Annotated in this window: 18 protein-coding genes and 4 pseudogenes; 6 read left to right on the top strand and 16 right to left on the bottom strand. The window is 36.2% G+C overall.

All coding sequences use genetic code 11. From position 1 onward, the window contains the following. Positions 1-58: 58 nt before the first annotated feature. The 13 genes and pseudogenes from MHH90_RS06290 to MHH90_RS06350 all read right to left on the bottom strand — a co-directional run. A pseudogene (locus MHH90_RS06290) lies at positions 59-271 on the bottom strand (transposase); the annotation flags it as partial. Positions 272-303: 32 nt separating this feature from the next. Beyond that, positions 304-1,389 (bottom strand): HigA family addiction module antitoxin, encoded by a 1,086-nt coding sequence (locus MHH90_RS06295; protein WP_024009841.1) that lies wholly within the window; start codon positions 1,387-1,389, stop codon positions 304-306. A 2-nt stretch (positions 1,390-1,391) separates the two neighbouring features. Beyond that, a pseudogene (locus tag MHH90_RS06300) lies at positions 1,392-1,622 on the bottom strand (addiction module toxin RelE); the annotation flags it as partial. Positions 1,623-1,686: 64 nt separating this feature from the next. Continuing rightward, positions 1,687-1,995, bottom strand: coding sequence for a hypothetical protein (locus MHH90_RS06305; RefSeq protein WP_340725848.1), 309 nt, complete (start codon positions 1,993-1,995; stop codon positions 1,687-1,689). Between the two features lie 26 nt (positions 1,996-2,021). Further along, positions 2,022-2,384 carry a hypothetical protein gene (locus MHH90_RS06310; protein WP_228024354.1) on the bottom strand — a complete coding sequence of 121 codons (363 nt, stop codon included), beginning with the start codon at positions 2,382-2,384 and terminating at the stop codon, positions 2,022-2,024. Positions 2,385-2,623: 239 nt separating this feature from the next. After that, positions 2,624-4,237: a UvrD-helicase domain-containing protein gene (locus tag MHH90_RS06315; RefSeq protein WP_024009838.1), complete on the bottom strand. Its 1,614-nt coding sequence runs from the start codon at positions 4,235-4,237 to the stop codon at positions 2,624-2,626. After that, positions 4,237-5,985, bottom strand: a complete 1,749-nt coding sequence (locus MHH90_RS06320) for an ATP-dependent nuclease (RefSeq protein ID WP_024009837.1) — start codon at positions 5,983-5,985, stop codon at positions 4,237-4,239. Before MHH90_RS06320 ends, MHH90_RS06315 begins: the two co-directional genes overlap by 1 nt. A gap of 35 nt (positions 5,986-6,020) precedes the next feature. Further along, positions 6,021-7,196 (bottom strand): restriction endonuclease subunit S, encoded by a 1,176-nt coding sequence (locus tag MHH90_RS06325; protein ID WP_024009836.1) that lies wholly within the window; start codon positions 7,194-7,196, stop codon positions 6,021-6,023. Continuing rightward, positions 7,189-8,793, bottom strand: coding sequence for an HsdM family class I SAM-dependent methyltransferase (locus tag MHH90_RS06330; RefSeq protein WP_167401466.1), 1,605 nt, complete (start codon positions 8,791-8,793; stop codon positions 7,189-7,191). The genes MHH90_RS06325 and MHH90_RS06330 overlap by 8 nt, the downstream gene beginning before the upstream one ends. After that, positions 8,793-11,863 (bottom strand): annotated as a pseudogene (locus tag MHH90_RS06335) (type I restriction endonuclease). Before MHH90_RS06335 ends, MHH90_RS06330 begins: the two are co-directional and overlap by 1 nt. A gap of 109 nt (positions 11,864-11,972) precedes the next feature. Beyond that, positions 11,973-12,110, bottom strand: a complete 138-nt coding sequence (locus MHH90_RS06340; protein ID WP_014727401.1) for a hypothetical protein — start codon at positions 12,108-12,110, stop codon at positions 11,973-11,975. A 12-nt stretch (positions 12,111-12,122) separates the two neighbouring features. Next, positions 12,123-12,404: pseudogene (locus MHH90_RS06345) on the bottom strand (NAD(P)-dependent oxidoreductase); the annotation flags it as partial. Continuing rightward, positions 12,404-12,685, bottom strand: a complete 282-nt coding sequence (locus MHH90_RS06350) for an Mbeg1-like protein (RefSeq protein ID WP_014608158.1) — start codon at positions 12,683-12,685, stop codon at positions 12,404-12,406. The gene MHH90_RS06350 and the pseudogene MHH90_RS06345, both read right to left, overlap by 1 nt. Before the next feature lie 246 nt (positions 12,686-12,931). On the opposite strand from MHH90_RS06350, the gene MHH90_RS06355 reads away from it, so the two are divergent. The 5 genes from MHH90_RS06355 (at position 12,932) to MHH90_RS06375 (ending at position 16,571) form a co-directional block, all read left to right on the top strand. Continuing rightward, the gene (locus MHH90_RS06355; RefSeq protein ID WP_011680980.1) at positions 12,932-13,558 is read left to right on the top strand and encodes a Pr6Pr family membrane protein; all 627 of its coding nucleotides are present in this window, start codon (positions 12,932-12,934) and stop codon (positions 13,556-13,558) included. A gap of 255 nt (positions 13,559-13,813) precedes the next feature. Next, positions 13,814-14,203, top strand: a complete 390-nt coding sequence (locus MHH90_RS06360) for a hypothetical protein (RefSeq protein WP_064355515.1) — start codon at positions 13,814-13,816, stop codon at positions 14,201-14,203. A 191-nt stretch (positions 14,204-14,394) separates the two neighbouring features. After that, positions 14,395-15,342 (top strand): glycoside hydrolase family 25 protein, encoded by a 948-nt coding sequence (locus MHH90_RS06365; RefSeq protein WP_340725849.1) that lies wholly within the window; start codon positions 14,395-14,397, stop codon positions 15,340-15,342. A 114-nt stretch (positions 15,343-15,456) separates the two neighbouring features. Next, on the top strand, positions 15,457-15,930 hold the full coding sequence (locus tag MHH90_RS06370; protein ID WP_002950328.1) for an aminoacyl-tRNA deacylase: 474 nt from the start codon (positions 15,457-15,459) through the stop codon (positions 15,928-15,930). Between the two features lie 2 nt (positions 15,931-15,932). Further along, a complete protein-coding gene (locus MHH90_RS06375; protein ID WP_011680978.1) occupies positions 15,933-16,571 on the top strand; it encodes a histidine phosphatase family protein in 639 nt (212 codons plus the stop codon). 423 nt (positions 16,572-16,994) lie between these two features. Here MHH90_RS06375 and MHH90_RS06380 read toward each other — a convergent pair whose 3' ends face one another. The 3 genes from MHH90_RS06380 to MHH90_RS06390 all read right to left on the bottom strand — a co-directional run bounded on the left by MHH90_RS06380 (position 16,995) and on the right by MHH90_RS06390 (position 19,991). Next, the gene (locus MHH90_RS06380; protein WP_002948108.1) at positions 16,995-17,897 is read right to left on the bottom strand and encodes an HAD family hydrolase; all 903 of its coding nucleotides are present in this window, start codon (positions 17,895-17,897) and stop codon (positions 16,995-16,997) included. Positions 17,898-18,220: 323 nt separating this feature from the next. Next, complete coding sequence (locus MHH90_RS06385) at positions 18,221-18,700, bottom strand: hypothetical protein (protein WP_002952755.1); 480 nt, start codon at positions 18,698-18,700, stop codon at positions 18,221-18,223. Positions 18,701-18,713: 13 nt separating this feature from the next. After that, complete coding sequence (locus MHH90_RS06390; protein WP_084830560.1) at positions 18,714-19,991, bottom strand: LysM peptidoglycan-binding domain-containing protein; 1,278 nt, start codon at positions 19,989-19,991, stop codon at positions 18,714-18,716. 227 nt (positions 19,992-20,218) lie between these two features. Between MHH90_RS06390 and lysS the strand changes: the two genes are divergently transcribed. Further along, entirely contained in the window at positions 20,219-21,709 is a 1,491-nt protein-coding gene (gene lysS, locus MHH90_RS06395; protein ID WP_011680974.1) for a lysine--tRNA ligase, read from the top strand. Positions 21,710-22,275: the final 566 nt, after the last annotated feature.

Consider the following 22,275-nt stretch of genomic DNA (forward strand, 5'->3'; position numbering starts at 1 on the left):
GTCCAAATCAGATACTATCAATAATTATGTGTAAACACTCAAGTAGAGTTGAAGAATGTTAATCAAATAAGCTTTCAAGTATGTCAGCACATTGTCCAAACCCTTTATGGATGCGTTGATTTTGCTTGAAATTATAATCTTCAAACAGGGTAACTAAATAACGTTCCAGAGCCTCCTCGTTAGGAAAAAGAACCTTCTTTTTCGTTTGACGTTTGATTTCTTTGTTAAGAGACTCAATGAGGTTTGTCGAATAAATGCTATGCCAATATTCGGAAAAAGCTTTTGATTACACTATAAGATCCATTAAGAAACCAAATAATAGTTCACTTTCAAGTCTCTAAATTGATCATAACACAAATACTCATCGTTCTGAAGTCGACCTAAAGCAATGCTAGGATGGATACCAATCTCATCAGCAAATTTCTTAATCGCTTGTTTATCAAAGCAACCTTCATCTACGAATCTTTGATAGTCTTGAGGGGCAATTAGTAAATCTTTCGCAAACTGGTCTGCTAGTTCCTCAGAACGTCTATAAGAGTCACTATCTCCATCATCAGACGAAAAGTCATTCTGAAGAATATGACCAATCTCATGGAAAAGTGAAAACCAAAAAATATCTGATGCTTTATTACGATCTGTTAATAACAACAAGACACTACCGTTTCCAAATTTCTTTGTTGCACCATTTAAATTAGCATTTGCTAAAGCAGGAAGGCCCACTGGGACAACTCCACACTCTAGCAAGATATCAGTCAACTCTTGAGCAAAATTCTTTGGATCTTGTCTCGTCAGTTCCCTCAATGTTGGTAAGCTTCTCTCTAACTTTCTACGATTAAGCTTCGTGGTCGTTTTATTACGAGCTTTTTTAGATGCTAACTCTAACATAATATTGGAATTAACAATACTCTTTTCGGTAAAGTCACGTGTATTACGATAACTCACTAAATGGTTAAAAGTCACGAGATATTCTAAACTCGATACTTCCAGAATCTTCCGAAGCTCTGTAATCTTTTCACCAATACCATAGCGCTTCTCTGGAACATAGCCTTTTTGCTTAAAATACTTGAAGTCAATCATCTCGCATATTTCCTTCTCGCGACCTTGATCAAACTCTCTTTGTTCTATAATTTCAGCCACTTTCACATCATAAATATTTTGAAGGTTGAGCCAAGTCTGCATAGAAACACCACTCAGATTGGCTAACTTATGAGCTGTCTCCTTACTAATAGACTCCTCAGCATTAACTAGCTTGCTGACAGTCTTGGCAGAGACTCCCAAACGCTCCGCAAATTCTTTCTGAGTTACGTTATAGTCCTCAATTAAGTCTTCAACATACTGACCTGGATGAAAAGCAATCAGGTCTTTATACTCAACCACTTTTTTACTCATTAGGAACTCCTTCGACCATCTATATCTAAAGCAAACTGTCCATTTCTCTTTCCCTTTAATTGGTGAAAATGATACTTAGGAAAAGCCGTCACACTGGCCAAAGAATCCGATGCTTCCAAAAGGTTAATCAACTGGTGCAACTTTAATGCAACCTTATCCGAAAAATCCTTTTTCGCTCGTCTCAGCTCAGTGCACTGTTTCTCAACAGTTTTATTTGTATAGATAAGCTTCATAAATTCCTTTACATGATATAAAAACCAGCCAAAAGGTGATTTGGCCGGCTTTTACTTAAAACAATTACTTTTTCGGTTTAAAAGTACATTTTTTATAATCAATTACAATATTAGGATCGATATTCGGAAGGAAGACGTTGAATAAAGATTTTTCTTTCGTCACTGCTTGCAAGTGAACTCCAATCGGAATTACATCAACATTGTTTCGATAAATGGGACGAGAATCCATACATACTGAACATTTCGTTACAGTTTCTTTGATTATATCTTCAAAATGCCATTGACAGTATGGATTTCTCCCATTATCATTTTCATTACTCCACTTTGTCTGAATAAACTGAGACAATTTCCCTCGATTACTAGTATTAGACATTTTCTTATCTCCACCAAATGTTGAGGCTATAAGATGCCCCCTACGAAAAATTTTATCATAATCAGTAGTTTTTTTAATCTATTCCAATATGAAGGAGTAACACTGTCACTTCTCTGATAATCTCCATCACCTTGTTTGATAAAATATCTTGCCCCAACCGGTCTTTTTTTATAATCTATTGAGTGTTCTAAAATATATCCTGTATCTTCTTCCCTTTCTCTTGGAAAACTAATCTCTGCGATATTATTATTTACAACAAAATAGTTTAATTCATTTTTTGTTGAAGAGACGTTTCTACAGTATCTAATTTTTAATTTCTCTTCAGAAACTTTTTTATTTAAATGTTTTTTTCTTACTCTGAGAAGTTTTAAAATCTCTTTCTCTTCCATAAAACCTCCTCTTGATAGTTTCTTCTACTCCGCCTTCACCTGTCCATTCATCAGCATTGAGAAAACCTATACATTAGTTATAGGGATTTGTATTTTATAAATAATATCCTAAACTTCTCAATCCAGTAATCGTCAAAGACATCGGAAACCGCTTTTAAAATAGGATACATTACAAATTTCTATAATTCAGAATTATTAAACCTCCTTGATAATTCAGAACCTTAGTTGTATAGGCATTATTAAAAATAACTATGCTGATAAAAGAAATCTGAAGTCGATTTACTATTTTTACTTATCTTTTCATCAACTTGCTCTAAATAATTCATTCCATTAATTCCATTAATTTCATTAATTAAAATTAACTTGTCTTTTGCCCTTGTCACTAGAACATAATGATTGTTTCTTTGATTCGTATCCTTTAAATTATAATCTTTCCCAAATCCGATAACTTGTTCAAACTCTAAACCTTTGGCAGAAAAAATTGTCATAATCTTATGTTTATTTTTCGAAGGCACAAATGCATCACGAAAAGTGTGATTTGATAGTGTTTCCTTTAACCACATAAGCTCACTTTCAGAAAATGATATTTCTATTTGAATACTTACATCTTGAATAATTTTATTAAATAGATCTAAGTTAAATTCTTCATTCATAGAAAGGTTAAATAAATTTATTAGCTCATTAAATGTCCTATTGAGTTCCTCTATTTTGTTTTTTCTTATTTCTAATCCACATTCTTCAGCAAAATCAAACATTGAAAAATTTCTATCATAAAATTTTTTAGCTATCAATCTCAAAATAAATGTATTTTCACTCTGATTCTGATCCAATGGTGTACTTGGAATAAATTCAAAATTCAAATCATAATTATCTAGAAGTTCATCTTTTAATTTTTGAGCTTCTTGATTTGTTCTGATAATAATCGTAATTTCCCTATTTAAGTCTACTAATGACGAATTCAATAATTCTCCTAATCTGTGTATTTCTAAATCAACAATCTTCACTCGACCGCTTGTCTGCCCTGATATAGAGTATATTGCTTTAGGTTCATGTATCACAGCAGCATAATTAACAATTTCAAAGTGAGATCTAAAATTATGCCACAATTCTTTTTGCTCAATATTCGTCGGTATTTTTTCAAAAATATCCTCTTTTGCACCTCGCCATAAATATATAGCCTGTTTTACATCTCCTACAATAAAAATATCAATTCCTAATTCACTGTTTAAATACATAAATAGTTCATGCATCGTCCCATCTGAATCCTGATACTCATCAATAAAGATCATTTTATACTTATACTTTAAATATTCTTTACACGCCTTACTATTTTTTAGAATAAATAATGCTAATTCAAACTTGAAATTATTTTTATTATCAAAATATTTTGCTAATATGTGATTATCTATTAGTTCTTTTAGGAGTAAACCATATGTTGCCTTTGAATCTTTTCTATCATATGAATTACTAAAATCCGATAAATCTAATGAGTTAAAATTATAATTAGATATGTTCAATCCGCTCAGATCTACTTCATCCCATTTAACTTCTTGTGTTCTATGTGCATCATTAATAAAAGGCCTAATAATTTCTTGCTCAACAAAACTATCGTTTGTTGTTACTAAAAATGTTTTTTCTCCTCCTAGTTCTCTACATTTCTTTCGAATTTCCTGAGTAGCTTTTCTAGTGAAAGTCGTTGCCGCTACCGTCTTATGATCCTTAATTTCATCTAATACTTTTTTAATTTTTTCTACCATAATAGTAGTTTTTCCAGAACCAGCGCTAGCTCTAACAACAAGGCTACCATTGTAATTTAGAATATCATTCCTAATTTTCTGATCACTAATCTCCATTAGAAATCTCCTGTTAGTTTCTTCAAACACTCAAAAAGACTATGATTATATATTTTCTGACAATCTTCTTCTTTTAAAAAATCACAAAGTTTAATCATTCGAATTAATTTTTGCTTTTGGAGATAAGGTACAGCATCATGATTAAGGTTGCGCCATAACTCCAAAGTTTCTGGAATGGCCTCATTTAAATCATTCTCTAAATCAACTTTTGATAAATAAATATTTTTATTTCTAAGTTGTTGAATTTTTTGAATTTGAGTAAAATTACTTTTCTTCCACTCTTTAATTTTATCCTCTCTGTCACTAGAACTGTAATCAATCGCTATATAACCGTTTTCATATTCCCATTTTTTCCATTCATTCCCATCAAGCAAGCCTACACATCTATTATAACCAATGTATTCAAATTGCTTACTACTATTCTTCGTCGTTTCTTTCAAATCATTATCAGTTTTAATAATACAAATAATACCCAGATTAATCAAGGTTTTATAGTATGGTTTAAATTTTATTCCATCAACCTGTAAAATATATCCACCTTCTAATTCATAATTCGGTTGAATTTCTTGAAGAATTTTTTCAAATAATACCTTTTCAGATGGACCTTCAATTAATAAAACCCTATCAGCAAATAAAGCAGTAGTCAATGACTCATTTAGTTCACGTTTTATTTTTGAAAATTCCTCACTAACTTTATATAAAAATGACTTAGCAATTGTTCTATCCTCATTACATAATCGGATTAATGTTGCTTTATCCATTTCATATAACATTTCTGAAGAATGAGTAGACATTACAAAATATCTATAAATTTCCTGATTAAACAATTGTTTCGATAGAGCAATTTGCATTGATCGGTGCAGACTGTTTTCTGGCTCCTCGATTAAAAATATTGGAATAGTTCTGTTAGTGTTAAACTCCTCAGTTATATGGTTTAGTAGTGAATACGCTAATATTTTCTTACGTCCATCACCGGATGTTGGATATAACTTTTTTGTTACATCCGTATTTTTAGTGATGTATGGATGTAAATCATTAAATACTCCATTTATTACCATTTCTGAACGTAATACTACAGAAATATCCTCATTTTTTAAGTTATGATATTCATTTGTCAATATTTCTTGAAATTTCGTAACGCTCTCCATTGTTGAAATCTTAGAATTAATTTGTTCAGCTAATACATTTATATCTTCCAATAATTCTCCATCCGATTGAGTTTTTTGTTTACTAAAGATCTTTCTCTTATTTAAAGAAAATATTTTATCTAAATCAATCAAAGGATCAACATATACTACATGAAATAATCTATCAAGATCACAGAAAGTCCCCTCACCTGGAATCTTTTGTAATTCTTCTTCTTGATTTCCCCAAAATAATTTGGGAATTCCAAAAAATTCATTTTCATCAAAATTAGCGATTACTTTTATAAAAACAGAATTTAAGTTCCCACTATCCCTCTCTTTACCAATTTTTGAAATAATATTTTGTGAGTCAAAATCAGTCTCGTGATCACTAATATCAATCTCTAAACAAATTTCAATAACCCGAGTTGTATCTTTTTGAAAAAAATCACTTTCTAGAAAACCTTTGTTTCTGATTTTACGTTCGAATAAAAATCGTAAAGCATATAAGAAATTAGTCTTTCCAACATCATTCATTCCAAACACAACATTTTTATTTGAGAGAGTAATAGAAATATCTTCGAAATTTCTAAAATTTTTTATTGATAATGTTTTTAATTTCATTAGTTATCCTATCCAATAATATTTCATATCCAATTTTATACCTTCACCTGTCCATTCATCAGCATTGGTAAGAGCCAATCGCGAAGTTGGGTGAGTTGTTCATTTTCTTGTTGTTTTTTAGTTATTTCTTTAATGATATTATTAGAAAAATCATAATATCTATCTAAAATATCATTTGAAGGGATAACTACTTTTATATTTTTAATCATATCCTGTGAGAGATTATCTCTTGCAGAACCTGTACTCAACTTAACAAGATACTGATATAAGTCCTCAATTACATTTTTGAGATAATAACGCATCCTAATATCATTTAACATAATCGCACATATTGCCTGGTTTGTTGATGCTTCAAAAGTTAAGAAGCTAACTTTTCCTGCCGTTGCTCCATACATAGCAACTAGAATTGTCCCACTAGGGAATAACTTCGCACTAGAATTATTTAACCCTTCTTCTGTAATAAAATTAGAAGTACTTGTAATAACAGTTTGCTCTAACTCTCCACTATTTATCCATGGTATTTCACCATTTGAATAGTATGAAACATTTGTAGATTTTGGGGTCCCACCAGAACCAGTTTGAGCTATATCTTCTACTTTTGCCACTCCCCACCCTTCTGGGATTTCGCGTTTGAGTTCTGGGTGATAGACCATCTTTCCGCCTGATGATTTGTAGGGGTTGCCATTCTGGTCTGGGAAATCAAACTGTACAAACCAGTAGTCATAGAGGGTCTTAGCCATGGCTTCCAACTCTTGGTTGATTTGGTTGTTGATTTCCAACTTTTTTCGTATATTAAATAAAATAGTTGCAACTGCTTTTTGAATTTTTAAATCTGGTAGTTTGACTACTATACTTTCATACGCAGATTTGGTCATACTAGGTAAAGTTGAACCTGAATCTAAATTACTCAAATCAAGTTGAGATAGATAAGAATACAAATAAAATGCATCTGCTAATTTGTCATTTACAACAGCATAATACATAGTATCCACTGTCCAGAAACTCTCATTTACATACATAATATTGCTTAAAGTTCCTTTACGTGGTAGTAGTATCGCTTCTCCAGAGTATAATGCTTCATTTACATGAGACATTAACCCTCCACTCCCATATAAGGGAATATCGCCTTTATTTAAATGATCATATTTTGTTCCGTTGTAAATTTTAAGCAACTCACGTAATTTGAATTCTTTTACACCACACTCACTCATACTTCAATCCCTTCATTTGCTCTTCAATCTCCCGCTCTAAGGCATGCGATTGCTGGAAGAGGTCTGAGAGTTTACATTGAAAGGCGGTCATCTTAGCTTCAAACTCTTCTGCTGTGATATCTACATAGTCAATCTTGATATCAAAGTATTGACCTGCGCTGAGAGAGTAGTTTTTCTCCTTGATGTCCTCATAAGAGACGGTGACAGAAAAGTCCTCGACGGCTTCTTTCTTGATAAAGGTCTCGACGATTTTCTGCTCTTCTTCAGGAGAAAGCACGGTCTTTTGATTCTTGCCTTCCTTGACTTTGGTTCCGAGGTTTGAGGCATCGATGAGGACGACATCACCCTTGTTTTTTTTATCGATAAAGAGAATGGAGACGTTGGTACCTGTCGTCGCAAAGATATTAGACGGCATAGAAACGACACCTGCCAGCATTTGATTGTCCACTAAGTGTTGGCGGATTTTCTTATCAATTCCCGATTGAGCAGTAATAAAACCTGTAGGCAGAACAACTGCTGCTTGACCTTCTGGTTTTAAAGAATAGATGATATGCTGAACAAATAGTTCATAAATCGCCATCTTATCCTTAGACTTGGCCGGAACCTTTGGAACTCCTGCAAAGAATCGCTCGCTAGCTTCTGGCAAGGTCTCCACTTGGTCACGCCACTCTGAAAAGTCCAGCTTGAAAGGAGGGTTAGACACGATATAGTCCATCTTTTCAGGATGGCGATTAGCGATGATAGTATTTCCCTGTACGATATTGTGAATCGAATGTTGTAGTCCATTCAAGATCAGGTTGAGTCGGAGAAGATTAGATGACTTTTGCGATATATCCTGACTGTAAACAGTAGTCTTATCCACACCGATACGACTAGCCAGGTTCATAAGCAAGGTACCCGAACCAGCAGACGGGTCATAGATCCTCACGTTTGACGGCTGGTCATTTCCCACCAAGATATCTGCGATAATCTTAGCAACAGAGTGTGGTGTGTAGTACTCGGCATACTTGCCACCACCGTCTTTGTTGTAGTCCTTGATCATGTACTCAAAGAGAGTTGAGAAAAAGTCGAAACCTTGTGAAAAAATGGTCTCATCAAACTTGACGCGTGCAAGGAGATTGATGATAGCTTTTGCCACTTCGTTGCGTTTACTGCTATCTGAGATAGTATCCGTAATCAGACGCTCATCAAAGAGACGAATAGCCGTATCTCCGTCCGTATGTACAGAGAAGATATCGTTATTGTCAATGGCGATTTGATTGAGAGTGTTTTCAAACGTCTCATAAAAATCGGATTCATTTTGCTTGCGATGGAGCGTTTCGATGAATTGATTTGGCTTCATCCAGGCTGTTGAAGTTCCGATATCCTCTAGGAGCCAATCATAATCCTCTTCACTCATAGATACTAGACGGTCATAGGTGTTTTCCGAATCAACGTCTTGTGCTTCATAGAGAAACTTGTCATTCAAGAATTTGTACAAGAAAGATTGGGTAAGGAGTTTGTATTCTCCTGCTTCACCCCCTAGACCAGCATGGGTAAAGACTGCTTTCAAATCATCTACCAAGTTTTGGACTTGGACCTTATATTGTTCATTCATTAGTTTTGATATTCCTGTTCGTATTCTTCAAATAAAGATTCCACAAGATTGTTGAAGTCTTGTTTTGTCAACCTTTCATTTCCTGCTGACTCTGTATTTTTCATTTCTTTGCGTGCCTGTTCACGAATCATTCGTTTAAAAAATTCATTGTTATCAAGGACACCTTGATTTAAACCAATTTGATAATCTAAATTGGCTTTTGAGCCTTTAATCACATGAAAGATAACTGGAAATTCACTTACTACGGTTGAGTTGGTAACATGCTTAAAAGATCGAGCTGCCATTTCATCGCCATTGAAATTCATAGCTAGTCGTCGCATTCGGCTCTTATAATCTTCAAATGCGTCAAACAGATTTTGATACTCAGTCTGAGTTTCTTTGATATTCTCCATTGTGAGGCCTTCCTGCTCATAAATCATATGTTTCTTCAGGATTCTACGGAATTCCTCATAGAGATTTACCCATTCAGGGTCTTTTTCATCTGGACGACCATTAATCCCACCTGCAACTCGTTTGCGAAGCTCGTAGAGATCATTCGCTGCTAGTCGTAACTCCTCTTCTGCGATTTTAACGAAACTAAATGTCGTATCAGACATTGCTAGATTAAGCAAGGTTCGACTTGAAAATTCATCAGGTTTTTCCATAAGTGAGAGGTTAAGTAAACGTCTTGAAATCACGTTCAACAAAGTCGAAACCTGGTTAATGTCAATTTTACTTAGAAGTTCACGATGTCCTAAAAGTCGAGCAACATTATAAAATTGCTTCATCGCTTCTAGCGCTTTTCGTAACTCGATAAGTTGATGTCTATCCCTCACTTCGTCGATGGCTTTAGAGAAGAACTCTAGATTCTCAGTTGGATAATTCATCAAAATTGTCTCTGATTTCTCAAGTTGTTTACTAATTTCGTCAGCTGAAACAAAGAGGGAACCAAAAACATTTTCAACATCTTCTCCTGTGTTTTTTAGATCATACTCCTGATTAAGCTCCTCCAAATACGCACGATTGGTTTTATCAAATTCTTTCGAAATATCTGCAAAGTCAATCACATATCCAAATTGATAATCCTTATATGGACGATTAACACGTGTCAATGTTTGAAGCAAGTTATGAGCCTTGATTTTGCGACCTAAGTACAATCTTTTCAACCTGGGTGCATCAAATCCTGTTAGTAACATCGAATATACAATAACAAGATCAATTTTACCTTCTTTATAGCTCTCTACACGATCTTTCTTGTATTCTTTGTCACCTTCATCATGAAGGATTAAAGCTGATGTGATATTTGTCTCCCCACGACTTCTGCGTTCTTCTAATTGCTTTTCAATCTCACGAGCTTGCTTAGATGAATCACAAACGATCATTCCACCGATGGAATCATCATCGAAGACAACATCACGTGCTCTATTGAAATCTTCCAGAATGAAATCCAACATTGGTGAGACATAACGTGGATGAGCAAAAATATCATCTTTTGAAAGATCTCCACGCAAGATTTCTTCATTGATGGTTTGAAGAGTCTCTTTATAAGAGGTTTCAATATCTTCACGCATCAGACGAAGTGTAAAACCATCATCAATCGATTGATTGTAGTAGTATTTATGGATATAATCACCAAAAATATCACGAGTCGTTGCATGACTTTCCTTGGTTTTACCATCTTTTTTATATGTTATTAGGGGCGTTCCAGTCAATGCAATCTTAATAGCATTTTTATCTGCATTGTATAGATTTGGGAGATAGGAGCCTTTCTCATTATATGAACGGTGAGCTTCATCAATAAAATAGATATTTTGACGATTTAAATCATAGCCTGAATGATCTGTTAAATCTGAATTATCCTTAAATTTTTGAATATTAACGACAGCAACTTGATAAGCATCATGTTTTTCATTCAATTCTTGTGGACTGTTAATCCTTTTTACTTTCAAACCACGTTTCGTAAACTCTCGCGTAGCTTGATCTGCAAGATCCAAGCGATCAACTACAAAATAAAACTGAGGCACGATTCCTTGTTTTGAGAAATAATTTGTAAGGTACCTGATATTAAAATAAGACAAGGCAGTTTTTCCAGATCCTTGTGTATGCCAGATGACACCTTTCTTCACTCCTTTTCTAATTGCATCCTCAATTGCTTTTGTTGCAAAAAAACTGTGGATAACGCATCACATGTTTTTGCAGTTGAATAGTGCCATCTTTCGAGTATTCTTCTACATAAGCTAATCCATAGCGAAGCAAAAACAATAGTCTTTCCTTTTGATAGAGTGATGAGATAAATGTATTACAAGGTGTACTTGGATCTTGATTTGTCTTAAATTCTGGCTGAGATTTCAAGGCAAATCGATTAACATCTTTTAATACTGCGTCAATCTCCTCTTCACCTAATGAACGTATAGAATAAATTAGTTCCTCTTCTCTTTCTTCCTTAAATGCATTGAATTTAGTTTTTGAAAATGCATTGGAACAGTAAAAGGATCCTTGCTTTTGTTGACCTTGACCACTGATATAAGGTAAATTATCTGAGAACGAAATTAATTGTGTAATATTATTGAAACGACGGAATCTCCTATTCTCAAATCTAACGGCTGTTCGTGATTGCTCAGATTGAATAGCAGTCTTACCATCACGAATGGCATTAGGTTGTTTCACTTCAATATATGAAAGTGGTAAGCCATTTATAAAAATGACGATATCAGGTCTAAACTCGTCTCCTCCATTTTGACAGGTTACCTCTAAAGCAAGGTGAAATGTATTATTTTCAGGGTTTTCCCCAGTCAACATAAGTTGGACCACTATCACTTACTATACGATTATAAAAGGCACGTCCTAAATCATTTTGATCTAATTCAATCTTGATATTATTAAGTTCTCTTTCAACATCCAAATCAGTTGCATAATTATTGAACTTTAAAAATTGCTCTCTAAAGATTGAAATTAAAATATTTGTTTCGGGGTCTCTCCCCATAATCTCCTTACCATTATGAGGAAGATATGTATACCCCAAACGCATTAAGTGTAAGGCTGCTGGAATCTGAACCCTAGTTAATTCTGAAAACTCTCTTCTAGAAACCATTGTTTCACCTCTCCGTCCTGTCGTAATCCCTTACATTATAGCATTTTCACGGTTTCTTTCATAGTTTTGGAAAAGTTCAAACAAAAAAACACAGCTTGGTTCCGTGTTTTTATCTTCTATTTACTCTTTTTTTCTGAATGAGTTTTTCCACTCTTTGGTAACTGGCTTCAATTTCTTCCTTGCTAAAGAGTTTTGATTGTAAGTCTTCCCAGCTACTGCCGATGGCTGGATTAGTTTTATTCTTCATAAGTTTCTCTTTTTACTCTCCCCTATGAATCGTAAACCCTGTGGCTTGTTGGTTAGCCATGATGGTCATGTCTGAAATCTGAACACGTCGTGGTTGCTTGGTGACATATAGGACCGCCTCCGCAATATCTTGGGCTTGGAGGGCTTTCAAACCTTGATAGACATTGGCTGCTTTGTCCTCCTTGTCACCGTGAAATCGAACTTGAGAAAAGTCCGTCTCAACAATACCTGGCTAAATGGTTGTTACCTTGATATCTGTGGCAATGGTATCAATACGCAATCCGTCACTATAGGTCAGCTGAAAATCCTCCTTCCAGCCAATGACACTATATCTGTCCCACGAAAGACAAGCTGATGGTAGTCTAATTCAGGTAAACTGAAAATTATGGCTGCAAACTGCTTTTCAACTTCCTTGTCCAAGACACTACGGTAGCTACTTAGATTAAGTCCCGCAAAACGCCTCGACCTGACCATAGATTCAGCTAGTTCAACCCGTTTCTTAGTCACCATGAAGCTGTAGTCTGGATTTAAGTCCTTCCCTTTAGCATAGTCATGTAGATTGATGGTTTCCTTCAAATGACTTGCTAAGAGCCATTTTTCATAAGTCAGTTAGCCAATTTCGTTGATACAAACCTTATCCAAGATATTGAGAGGTTCTTGATCAAAGGTAAGCTCCTTCACCTGTTCAAGATAATCGATTAAATTGGGCATGGTAAACTCTTTGAAAGTCTTTCTTACTTTGATTTTACTAGAATTTTCACAAAATTGTTAGTGAAAAATGTGATATGATAAGAGAGATTATTTATTAAGAAAAGGAAACTTATGACTATTTCACGATTTTACCGTATCTTACTAGCTCTTTGTGGACTGGTAGGAGTCTCTATTCAAATCCATGATGATGGTTGGGGCATGTTGCTCTACTACACCGTTTTGTCCAATATTCTGGTCTTCTTTAGTTTGATTTTCTTTATCATCCATGACTTCAAAAAAGGGGATGCTACAACTAACATCAAACTCCTGCGTTACAAGGGTGGCGTAACCATGGCCATCCTCATCACAGGAGTTATTTACCATATCCTGCTAGCACCTATTACAGAACCTGAAAAATACTGGACAATACGGAATTTCTTGGTTCACTATATTGTGCCTTGGGGCTTGGTGATTGATACTCTCATTTTCGATTCTAAGAAAGCCTTTCGTCTGCGCGAACCACTTTACTGGTCCCTATTCCCACTGTCTTACTTCGCCTTTGCCCTTCTAAACGGACTGGTTCTAAAACTGTCAATTCCAGGTGCCAAAGATAGTCCTTTCGCCTACTTCTTTATCAATGTCAATAAATTTGGTTGGAATAAGGTCATGATAAACGTCCTGGTCATCAGTGCTGGCTACATTGCTGTTGGCTATCTCTTATTCCTCTTGAAAAAATTTATCGGTCATAAACCGGCATAAAATACAAACTGAGCTCCAAAAGGAACTCAGTTTTTCTATTTCAATAATCCTAATCTATCAAAAGCCTTATAGAGGCCATCAACATCAAAAAAATAAGTTTTGACATGATATTACCTCAAATATTTTGTCCTTATTATAGCCTTATATTGATTTCAGGGCTACTATTATCCTTAGACAAACTGATACTATCCTACGATTGTATACTTCTCAATCCAATGTATTGCTATTTCGCATGAAAGAAGTTATCATGAAAATATGAACGATTTAAAAACATTACTGAACCATTTGCCCTATAAACTAGCAGCCTATGATGCTACAGGAACCCTTCTCTATGACAATGGTGGGGCTGACGGTAGCTTCTTTCCCCGTGAGTCTGAAAATTTGCCCGATTGGATTCTATCTGAGATTTTGGCTTCTCCTAACAAAGAAATGAGTTATCAAATTCCCACAGACAGTTTTGATCAAATCCTAATCCAGACCTATCAGGCTGCTCTCGATAAAGAAGGAGATGTCCTTGGATTTTGGGAAACCATTTATGATTTAAAACAACCTCTCAAGACCTATCTGGATAGTTCTGCTCAAGCTCTAGTAGCTTGGTCTGATGCCACTAGTGGTGCTAGTTTTAAGGAAAAATCTGATAAATAAGGCTAAAAATTCTTCTTAAATAAATGAAATATTCACTTAATTCACAACTAATCCCCTAATAATACCCTCATTAAATCAGTTTGAGCTAGTATTACTAAACTTTAAAAAAATAAGTCACTGTAATATATCTCACATAATTTATATGCCGAGTGTTTTGCATTTTTACGCTATTTAATGTAGAATGGGAAGGGATGAGAAGAAGAATTAAACCGATCGTTGTTTACGTGGTTCTAGCTCTTTTAGGATTAGCATTAGTTATTGCAAACATTCACAATACGTCTAAACAGCAGGCGCATCTCGAGAAAGTGAAATCAGCTATTCCTTCTGCTACTACACCAAAAACAACAACCAGTAGTACATCTGACAGTTCCGATGAGGAGCTGATACTCAATCCCATTATCGACCTTTCGGGTTGGCAACTTCCTCAGGATATCGACTACGATGTCTTGTCAAATTATATTTCTGGTGCTATCATCCGCGTCTTCGGTGGTTCACAGATTAGTAAGGATAGTAATGCCGCCAGCTCAAATGGAGTTGACAAATCTTTTAAAACACATATCAAAGAACTCAAAAAACGTGACGTTCCAGTTGCCGTCTATTCCTACGCCCAAGGTACTTCTGTCAAAGAGATGAAGGAAGAAGCTCGTATTTTCTACAATAATGCTTCTCCATACAAACCTACCTATTACTGGATTGACGTTGAAGAGGAAACCATGTCTAACATGGAGGAAGGTGTCCAAGCCTTTCGTGCTGAACTCAAACGTCTAGGAGCTGAGAAGATTGGCCTCTATATTGGTACCTATTTCATGCTTGAGCAAGAAGTTTCAACCAAAAACTTCGATGCCGTTTGGATTCCAGCCTATGGTACCGACTCGGGCTACTATGAGGCTTTGCCAAATACTGAAATCGACTATGACCTTCACCAGTATACGTCACAAGGAAGCCTTCCTGGTTTCGACAATACCCTAGATCTTAATCAAATCAACCCTGAGAAAAACAAGCGTAAAACCTTTGAAAAACTCTTTGGAAAGATTAAGAAGAAATCAACTAAAAATAAGAAAACTACTTCGACAAGTTCAACTAGCTCAGCAACTGTAACCAGCTCATCTCGTTCCTCAAAGTCGTCTACTAGTGAGTAAAAACCAGTGTTTCAGACACTGGTTTTCTTCTTGCCCAAATTGACTTAAGCGTGTTTGGACAAATGTGTTATAATGGAAAGTAGAAATGTACAACTTTGAAAAGGAGATAACGTAATGGCTAAAAAAAGCAAAGTCAAGAAAACTTTGGTCGACCAAATTCTTGATAAGGCTAAAATAGACCATGATAGCTTATCCTTCAACGGTTTAGAAGGAGAGCTTCCAGAGGATGTGGCGCGTGAGAGCATCTATAAAACCCTGGCCCTTAAAGGGGATAAGACAGGACCAGTCATTGGTATTATCCCTATCACTGAGCATCTATCCGAAAAGAAATTAGCTAAAATTTCAGGCAACAAGAAAGTTCAAATGATTCCACAAAAGGATCTCCAAAAAACAACTGGCTATGTACACGGGGCTAACAATCCTGTGGGAATTCGTCAAAAACACAATTTTCCCATTTATATCGATCAGTCTGCCCAGGAAGCAGGTTTTCTTATTGTCTCAGCTGGAGAGATTGGGCGTTCTATCCGCATCAACAGTCAAGAGCTTGCTGATTTCGTTAATGCCGAGTTTGCTGATATTAAGGAGTAATCATGAGACTATATTTTGTACGCCACGGTAAAACTCAATGGAATTTGGAAGGACGCCTCCAAGGTTCCAAGGGAGACTCCCCCCTTCTTAAAGAATCTATTGAGCAAGTCAGTGAGCTTGGCCATTACCTCAGTGATACTCATTTCGACTTGGTCTTATCAAGTGACTTACCACGCGCTAAAAAAACAACTGAACTCATCATGGAGTCTCAAAAAACTAAAGCTAAAATTACCTATACCAAGGATCTGCGTGAGTGGCAATTGGGGAAACTAGAGGGACAAAAACTTTCTATCATTCAAGCGATTTATTCCAAAGAAATGGATGCCTTTCGTCATAACCTGGCCAACTTCCGTGCCAACAACTTTCAAGCGGAGTCCGTCTATCACACAACCAAACGTGTAGCTGACTTAGTCCGAACACTGAAAGATGGTAGTATGAAGAACGTCCTCCTCGTCGGACATGGAGCTAATCTAACAGCTTCTATTCGTAGTCTACTTGGCTTTGAACCTGGTCTTCTTCGTAAAGCCGGTGGTCTTGACAATGCATCTGTCACAATTCTCGAGACAGATGATTGTGAGCACTTCACTCTCAAATCTTGGAATGACACATCCTATAGGACTCAAGTCAACAAAATTAGCTAAGTCATCATCTTATATCGTGAAATAAGCGGTCCTTAACAGGATCGCTTTTTTTGCATGAAAAAACCCATAAAACTATTACTTTTTAGGGCTACTTGGTAATTGTTTCCGACTCGGTTCATCTTTGACAATTCTATGAACATGTTCCCAATAGTTATCAGAAAACCCTCTTTGCTTTTCTTCAGCATTAAGATGGTCCGCCAAGGCATAATAGGAATCTCAGGCAACACACTTCATCTGCTCCGCATCTCTAACACCCACAAAGAGATCACCACATTTATCGTTGAGTTCTTCTACTTATTTTCTAAAAGCATCACGCTCAGTACTTAGTGCTTCAATATCATATTTTAAGTTATCTGTTCCCACCATTTCACTTCCCCCTTTATCACATTCTAGACAATAAAACGGCCTCGTTAGGCCGTTTTTTTATTTTCCATACTTCATACGAAGAATTTTTTCCTGGTTAGCATCCAAACGAAGGAGAATAACCACCTTATCAATACTCATATTGCTCTCAAGAAGACGTTCAGCTGCCATCATAAGACCATTGTTAATACCCAGTTGAAGAACTGGATTTTCTTTATCGTTAATATCAAAGATAAATTTGTTATTTGGAAGGTCGAAAAGGACTTTCACAGCTCCAAAGAGTTGCTCGAAACTATCGATTTCCAAGTCAAAGACTGGTTTCGTACCGGGTTTAAGGCTACGTCCACGGTGGTTAAACCACATAGAATGCCAGCCACTGTTAAAGGCACCCATAACGTCATTGTCGTATGAATCTCCGACGTAGAGAGTCGTCGATGGATTCATATCAAATTGTTCAGCAGCAAGATTGAAGATTTCCTTTTCAGGCTTTTGGAATCCTGTCGCCTGACTGACGATGACATGTTTGGGATCCACGTAATCGTATAATCCCAACTTCTTGACTTTCTTAAGCTGATGCTCTGTTGGTCCATTAGTAATAATTCCCATACGAACATTTTTTTCTTTGAGGAAATCAAGGGTCATGCGCATTTCATCAAGCATAGTAATGTTTTCCAACTCATGCTCGTAAACCTCTTGGAAATGGTTCCCCATTTCTTCATCGATTTCATGGTAACCAAACTCCAAAAGTGTCTCTTTACAGCGCCAAAAACGGAAATATTCGGTTGTCCACTCACCGGTCATTACACGTGGAAAACCGATGTCAGAATAGTGGCGGAAACGAATATAAGCCTGATTCATATGGGTCATATCAAAGTCAGGGAAACATTTTTCCATGGCAATACGATAAGGTGCCTGTTGGTCGTAAATAGTATCATCAACGTCAAAAACAATAGAAGTAATCATTTGTCCGTTCTCTCTTATGTCGTTCTCTTGGCATAGACTTAGCAAACTAGAATGTCCGATAACTAAACTGATGAAGCAGTCAGTCCCTAAGCCTAAGTCTTGCAAAAGTTGCTTTAAGTCAACTGTCTATAAGCAGTCATGCATATCTGTTTTTTGATTAGCATGAAATTGCTCAAACATTTTTATTATACCGTTTTTGCCCTCTTATTTCAATTTTTGACCAAAATTGGGAAAATATTATTCGTGACTTCCAGTATTTCAGATAGAAAAAAGGTTTGAAACATGACATTCCAAACCTTAGGGATCTTTTTATCATCAGATGATTATTTAATTTCTTTAAAAGTCATTTTCTGTTTCACTTCACCCTGACCACCTTTGGCAATCTGGTAATAGAAATCTTTTGATGTGAAATGGTCGCCATAAGCAAAGACCTTATTGTACTGCCATTGTGACAATTGATCATCCTCTTTTTTACCGAGAGTCAAAGTTGTTTTTGTCACATTATATTCCCATTTAGCTGTTTGGTCACTATAGGCTTTGTCAAAATCAGTCTGGCTCTTAGCGGCATTAACCACTGTCGTACGGTCCTGACTCACTAGTGCCTTGTTACCACCCTCTTGGAAGGCTACATACATGACACGATTGTTGACCTCACCATTTAAAGAACTTGAATATTGGTAAACCTTACCAGGTACAACACTATCCAAATGGTGTGACCCCCAGTAATAGAAGACACTGAAACCAGCTCCCGTAACCAAGAGGCAAGCAAGTACAACACTAATAATGATATTTCTCTTTGACATGATTGGCCTCTCTCTATTCGTCACTAGTTAGGTCAGAAGAATTTGCCTCTGAGTCTGTTTCAGTATGACTTGAAGAACTTGATGATGAACTTGAACTCATGCGTGTTTCTGTTTGAGAATCATCACTTGATGAAGCTTTTGATTCAGATGATGTTTCAGTGCTTGATGATGAACTTTCTTTTTCTTTATAAACATCAACATTGAAGGTCCACTTATCACCCTTGTAAGTTACCTTAATTTGGGCATATTTTGCCTTGATAAGCTCTGACATTTTGCCACCATTGTTAAGGGTGTCGTAAATCTTCTCAGCGAGTGCTTTGGCATTGGCTTCAGTTCTGGCACCATCTTTAGGACCATTAGCAATGTCTTCATCTTTAGCAGTTTCGCCTTGACGGTAAAGCGCTGTTCTTTCAGTGTCCTCCTTAGCATCAGCATTCAGACTATTCTTATCATCTACATGTGAGAAGAATTTCCATTCAGGTCTACCTGAGCGTTTTTGTTGATAAATATTTGAAACTTCTTCCTGAACCTTGTCTTGGAAAGCATCCTCAGTCAATTCATTTTCTTTAGAAGTATCTGTACTTACTTTACTTTCACTGCTGATTGCTGTTGAGCTTGATGCAGAAGATGAAGAAGAACTTGTTGAACTTGATGAAGCGTCTTTAGATTCTGATGATGAAGAAGATGACTCCTTACTTTCTTTAGAATCTTTATCCTTATCGTTATTATTGTTGTTGTTATTGGAGAATGAAATGCTGTGATCAGAATTATCTGGAGCGTAAATCATTGTATTCTTAGAGTGGTCATCAGATACAAAAGTACTATTATTGATAATCACTCGGTTATTATCGCCATAATAGTTGTTGATAACAATCTTAGAATGTGCACAACGGTGACCATTACCAGTCACATGATAACCTGCTGGTACATCACCATCACGTTTCAAGATGAGGACGTCACCCGCGAAGATAAGGTCAATATTCTGAATATTGTTATCGTAGGCTAATTTTTCAATAGAGATTCCCGTCGCTTGAGAGATTCCCCACAAGGTATCACCCCATTGAATTACATATTTTTGACCATCTAACTGTTGTGGATTGATGTTCTGAGTTGTCAAATTATTTGTAATTTGTTGCGGTGTGCTGGCAATCCAGTTTGTAATATCTGCAGCATGAGCACTTGTTTGATTTTGATAAAAGCCATCTGCTAACACAGATACCGTAGGTAGCCCAATAGGCGCTAGTAAAGCGCCAAGCATCACAGCTTTACCAACATAATTTTTCTTTTTCATTGTATACTCTCCTTAATTTCATACGAATCCTACCCTGTTGTTGTACACTTTTTTATTATATTTGTCAATAAATTATATAACTTCCTAATCAATCATTAATTCAAGTTAACTATTTTTCTTAAAAATAAAGGGCTTTCCCCTTTATTTATCTGACATTTAGTCATTTGTCCTATCTTTAGAGGATGAATTATGATACAATATTAACGACTATTTTATGGAGGACTAACATGCCAAATCAACACATGGAAGAATTAAACGATCAACAGATTGTCCGTCGTGAAAAAATGGCGGCCTTGGCTGAACAAGGAATCGATCCTTTTGGTAAGCGATTCGAACGCACAGCTACATCTGGTCAATTAAAAGAAAAATACGCCGATAAAACAAAAGAAGAATTGCACGAAATCAATGAAACTGCTACTATCGCAGGCCGTTTGATGACTAAGCGTGGTAAAGGTAAAGTTGGCTTTGCTCACATCCAAGATCGCGATGGTCAAATCCAAATCTATGTGCGTAAAGATGCTGTCGGTGAAGAAAACTACGAAATCTTCAAGAAAGCTGACCTTGGTGACTTCCTCGGTGTCGAAGGTGAAGTTATGCGTACAGATATGGGAGAACTTTCTATCAAGGCTACTCATATCACGCACTTGTCTAAAGCCCTTCGTCCATTGCCTGAGAAATTCCACGGACTTTCAGACATTGAAACGATTTACCGTAAACGTTACCTCGATTTGATTTCTAACCGTGAAAGCTTTGACCGCTTTGTCACACGTTCAAAAATCATTTCTGAAATCCGTCGCTACCTCGATGCTCAAGGTTTCCTTGAAGTCGAAACACCAGTGCTTCACAATGAAGCTGGGGGTGCGGCTGCCAAACCATTTATTACACACCACAATGCTCAAAATATTGATATGGTGCTTCGTATAGCTCTAGAACTTCATCTCAAACGTCTCATTGTTGGTGGTATGGAACGCGTCTATGAGATTGGCCGTATCTTCCGTAACGAAGGAATGGATGCAACTCATAATCCTGAATTTACTATGATTGAGGTTTACCAAGCCTATGCTGATTTCCATGATATTATGGATTTAACAGAAGGTATTATCCAGCATGCTGCAAAAGCTGTCAAAGGAGATGGGCCTGTCAACTACCAAGGAACAGAAATCAAAATCAACGAACCATTCAAACGCATCCATATGGTTGATGCCATCAAGGAAATCACTGGCGTTGACTTCTGGCAAGACATGACCTTTGAAGAAGCTGTAGCACTTGCAAACGAAAAACATGTACCAGTTGAAAAACACTACACAGAAGTGGGACAAATTATCAATGCCTTCTTCGAAGAATTTGTTGAAGAAACCTTGACGCAACCAACTTTTGTTTATGGTCACCCAGTAGCAGTGTCACCTTTGGCTAAGAAAAATCCAGAAGACCCACGCTTCACGGATCGTTTTGAGCTCTTCATTATGACCAAAGAATACGGAAATGCCTATTCTGAGTTGAATGATCCAATCGATCAATTGTCACGTTTCGAAGCACAAGCTGCTGCTAAAGAACTCGGTGACGACGAAGCAACAGGCATCGACTACGACTACGTTGAAGCTCTCGAATACGGTATGCCACCAACAGGTGGACTCGGAATCGGTATCGACCGTCTCTGCATGCTTCTCACTGACACAACAACCATCCGTGATGTCTTGTTGTTCCCAACGATGAAATAATAATGATATCCCATTAGTCAAATAATGGGATATTTTTATATGAGGTATAAACGTGTTCAAAAACTGAAGTACCTTTTTAAGAAAGAATAAACTGTGGTCGAACATCCTAAGACAAAGACAGAAGAAAGTCAATTCGACTTTTCCAGAGATCGCACAGATTATTTTCTCGACCAAGCACTTGCATTTTATTGTGAAGAAAATAACATTCCTTAAGAAAAACTCTGTTCATCTGATATCAGTGAACTACTCCTCCCCTGCATCTCTGATTTTTATGAAGATTATATGAATTTTTGTTACACAGTCTTGGTTATGTTGCTAGAACTAAATTTGACTGGAAAATCTATCACTTGGTTGAAGATGATATTAACGAAATCTTCAGTCAATATAAGACTCACATCGGGTAATATGAAATAACGCTTCTCTCGAAATGAGAGAAGCATTTTCTTATTTCCAAAATTTTGCTTTTGATGTTGCGATCCAATGTTTTAACTACTTCTTTCACCTTGAAAAATACCCAAAAGTACTCACTACGGTCACAGAAATGATGTACTTTTTGAATCTAGTAA

This window comes from Streptococcus sp. FSL E2-3488 (assembly GCF_038003585.1).
GTDB lineage: Bacteria > Bacillota > Bacilli > Lactobacillales > Streptococcaceae > Streptococcus > Streptococcus thermophilus.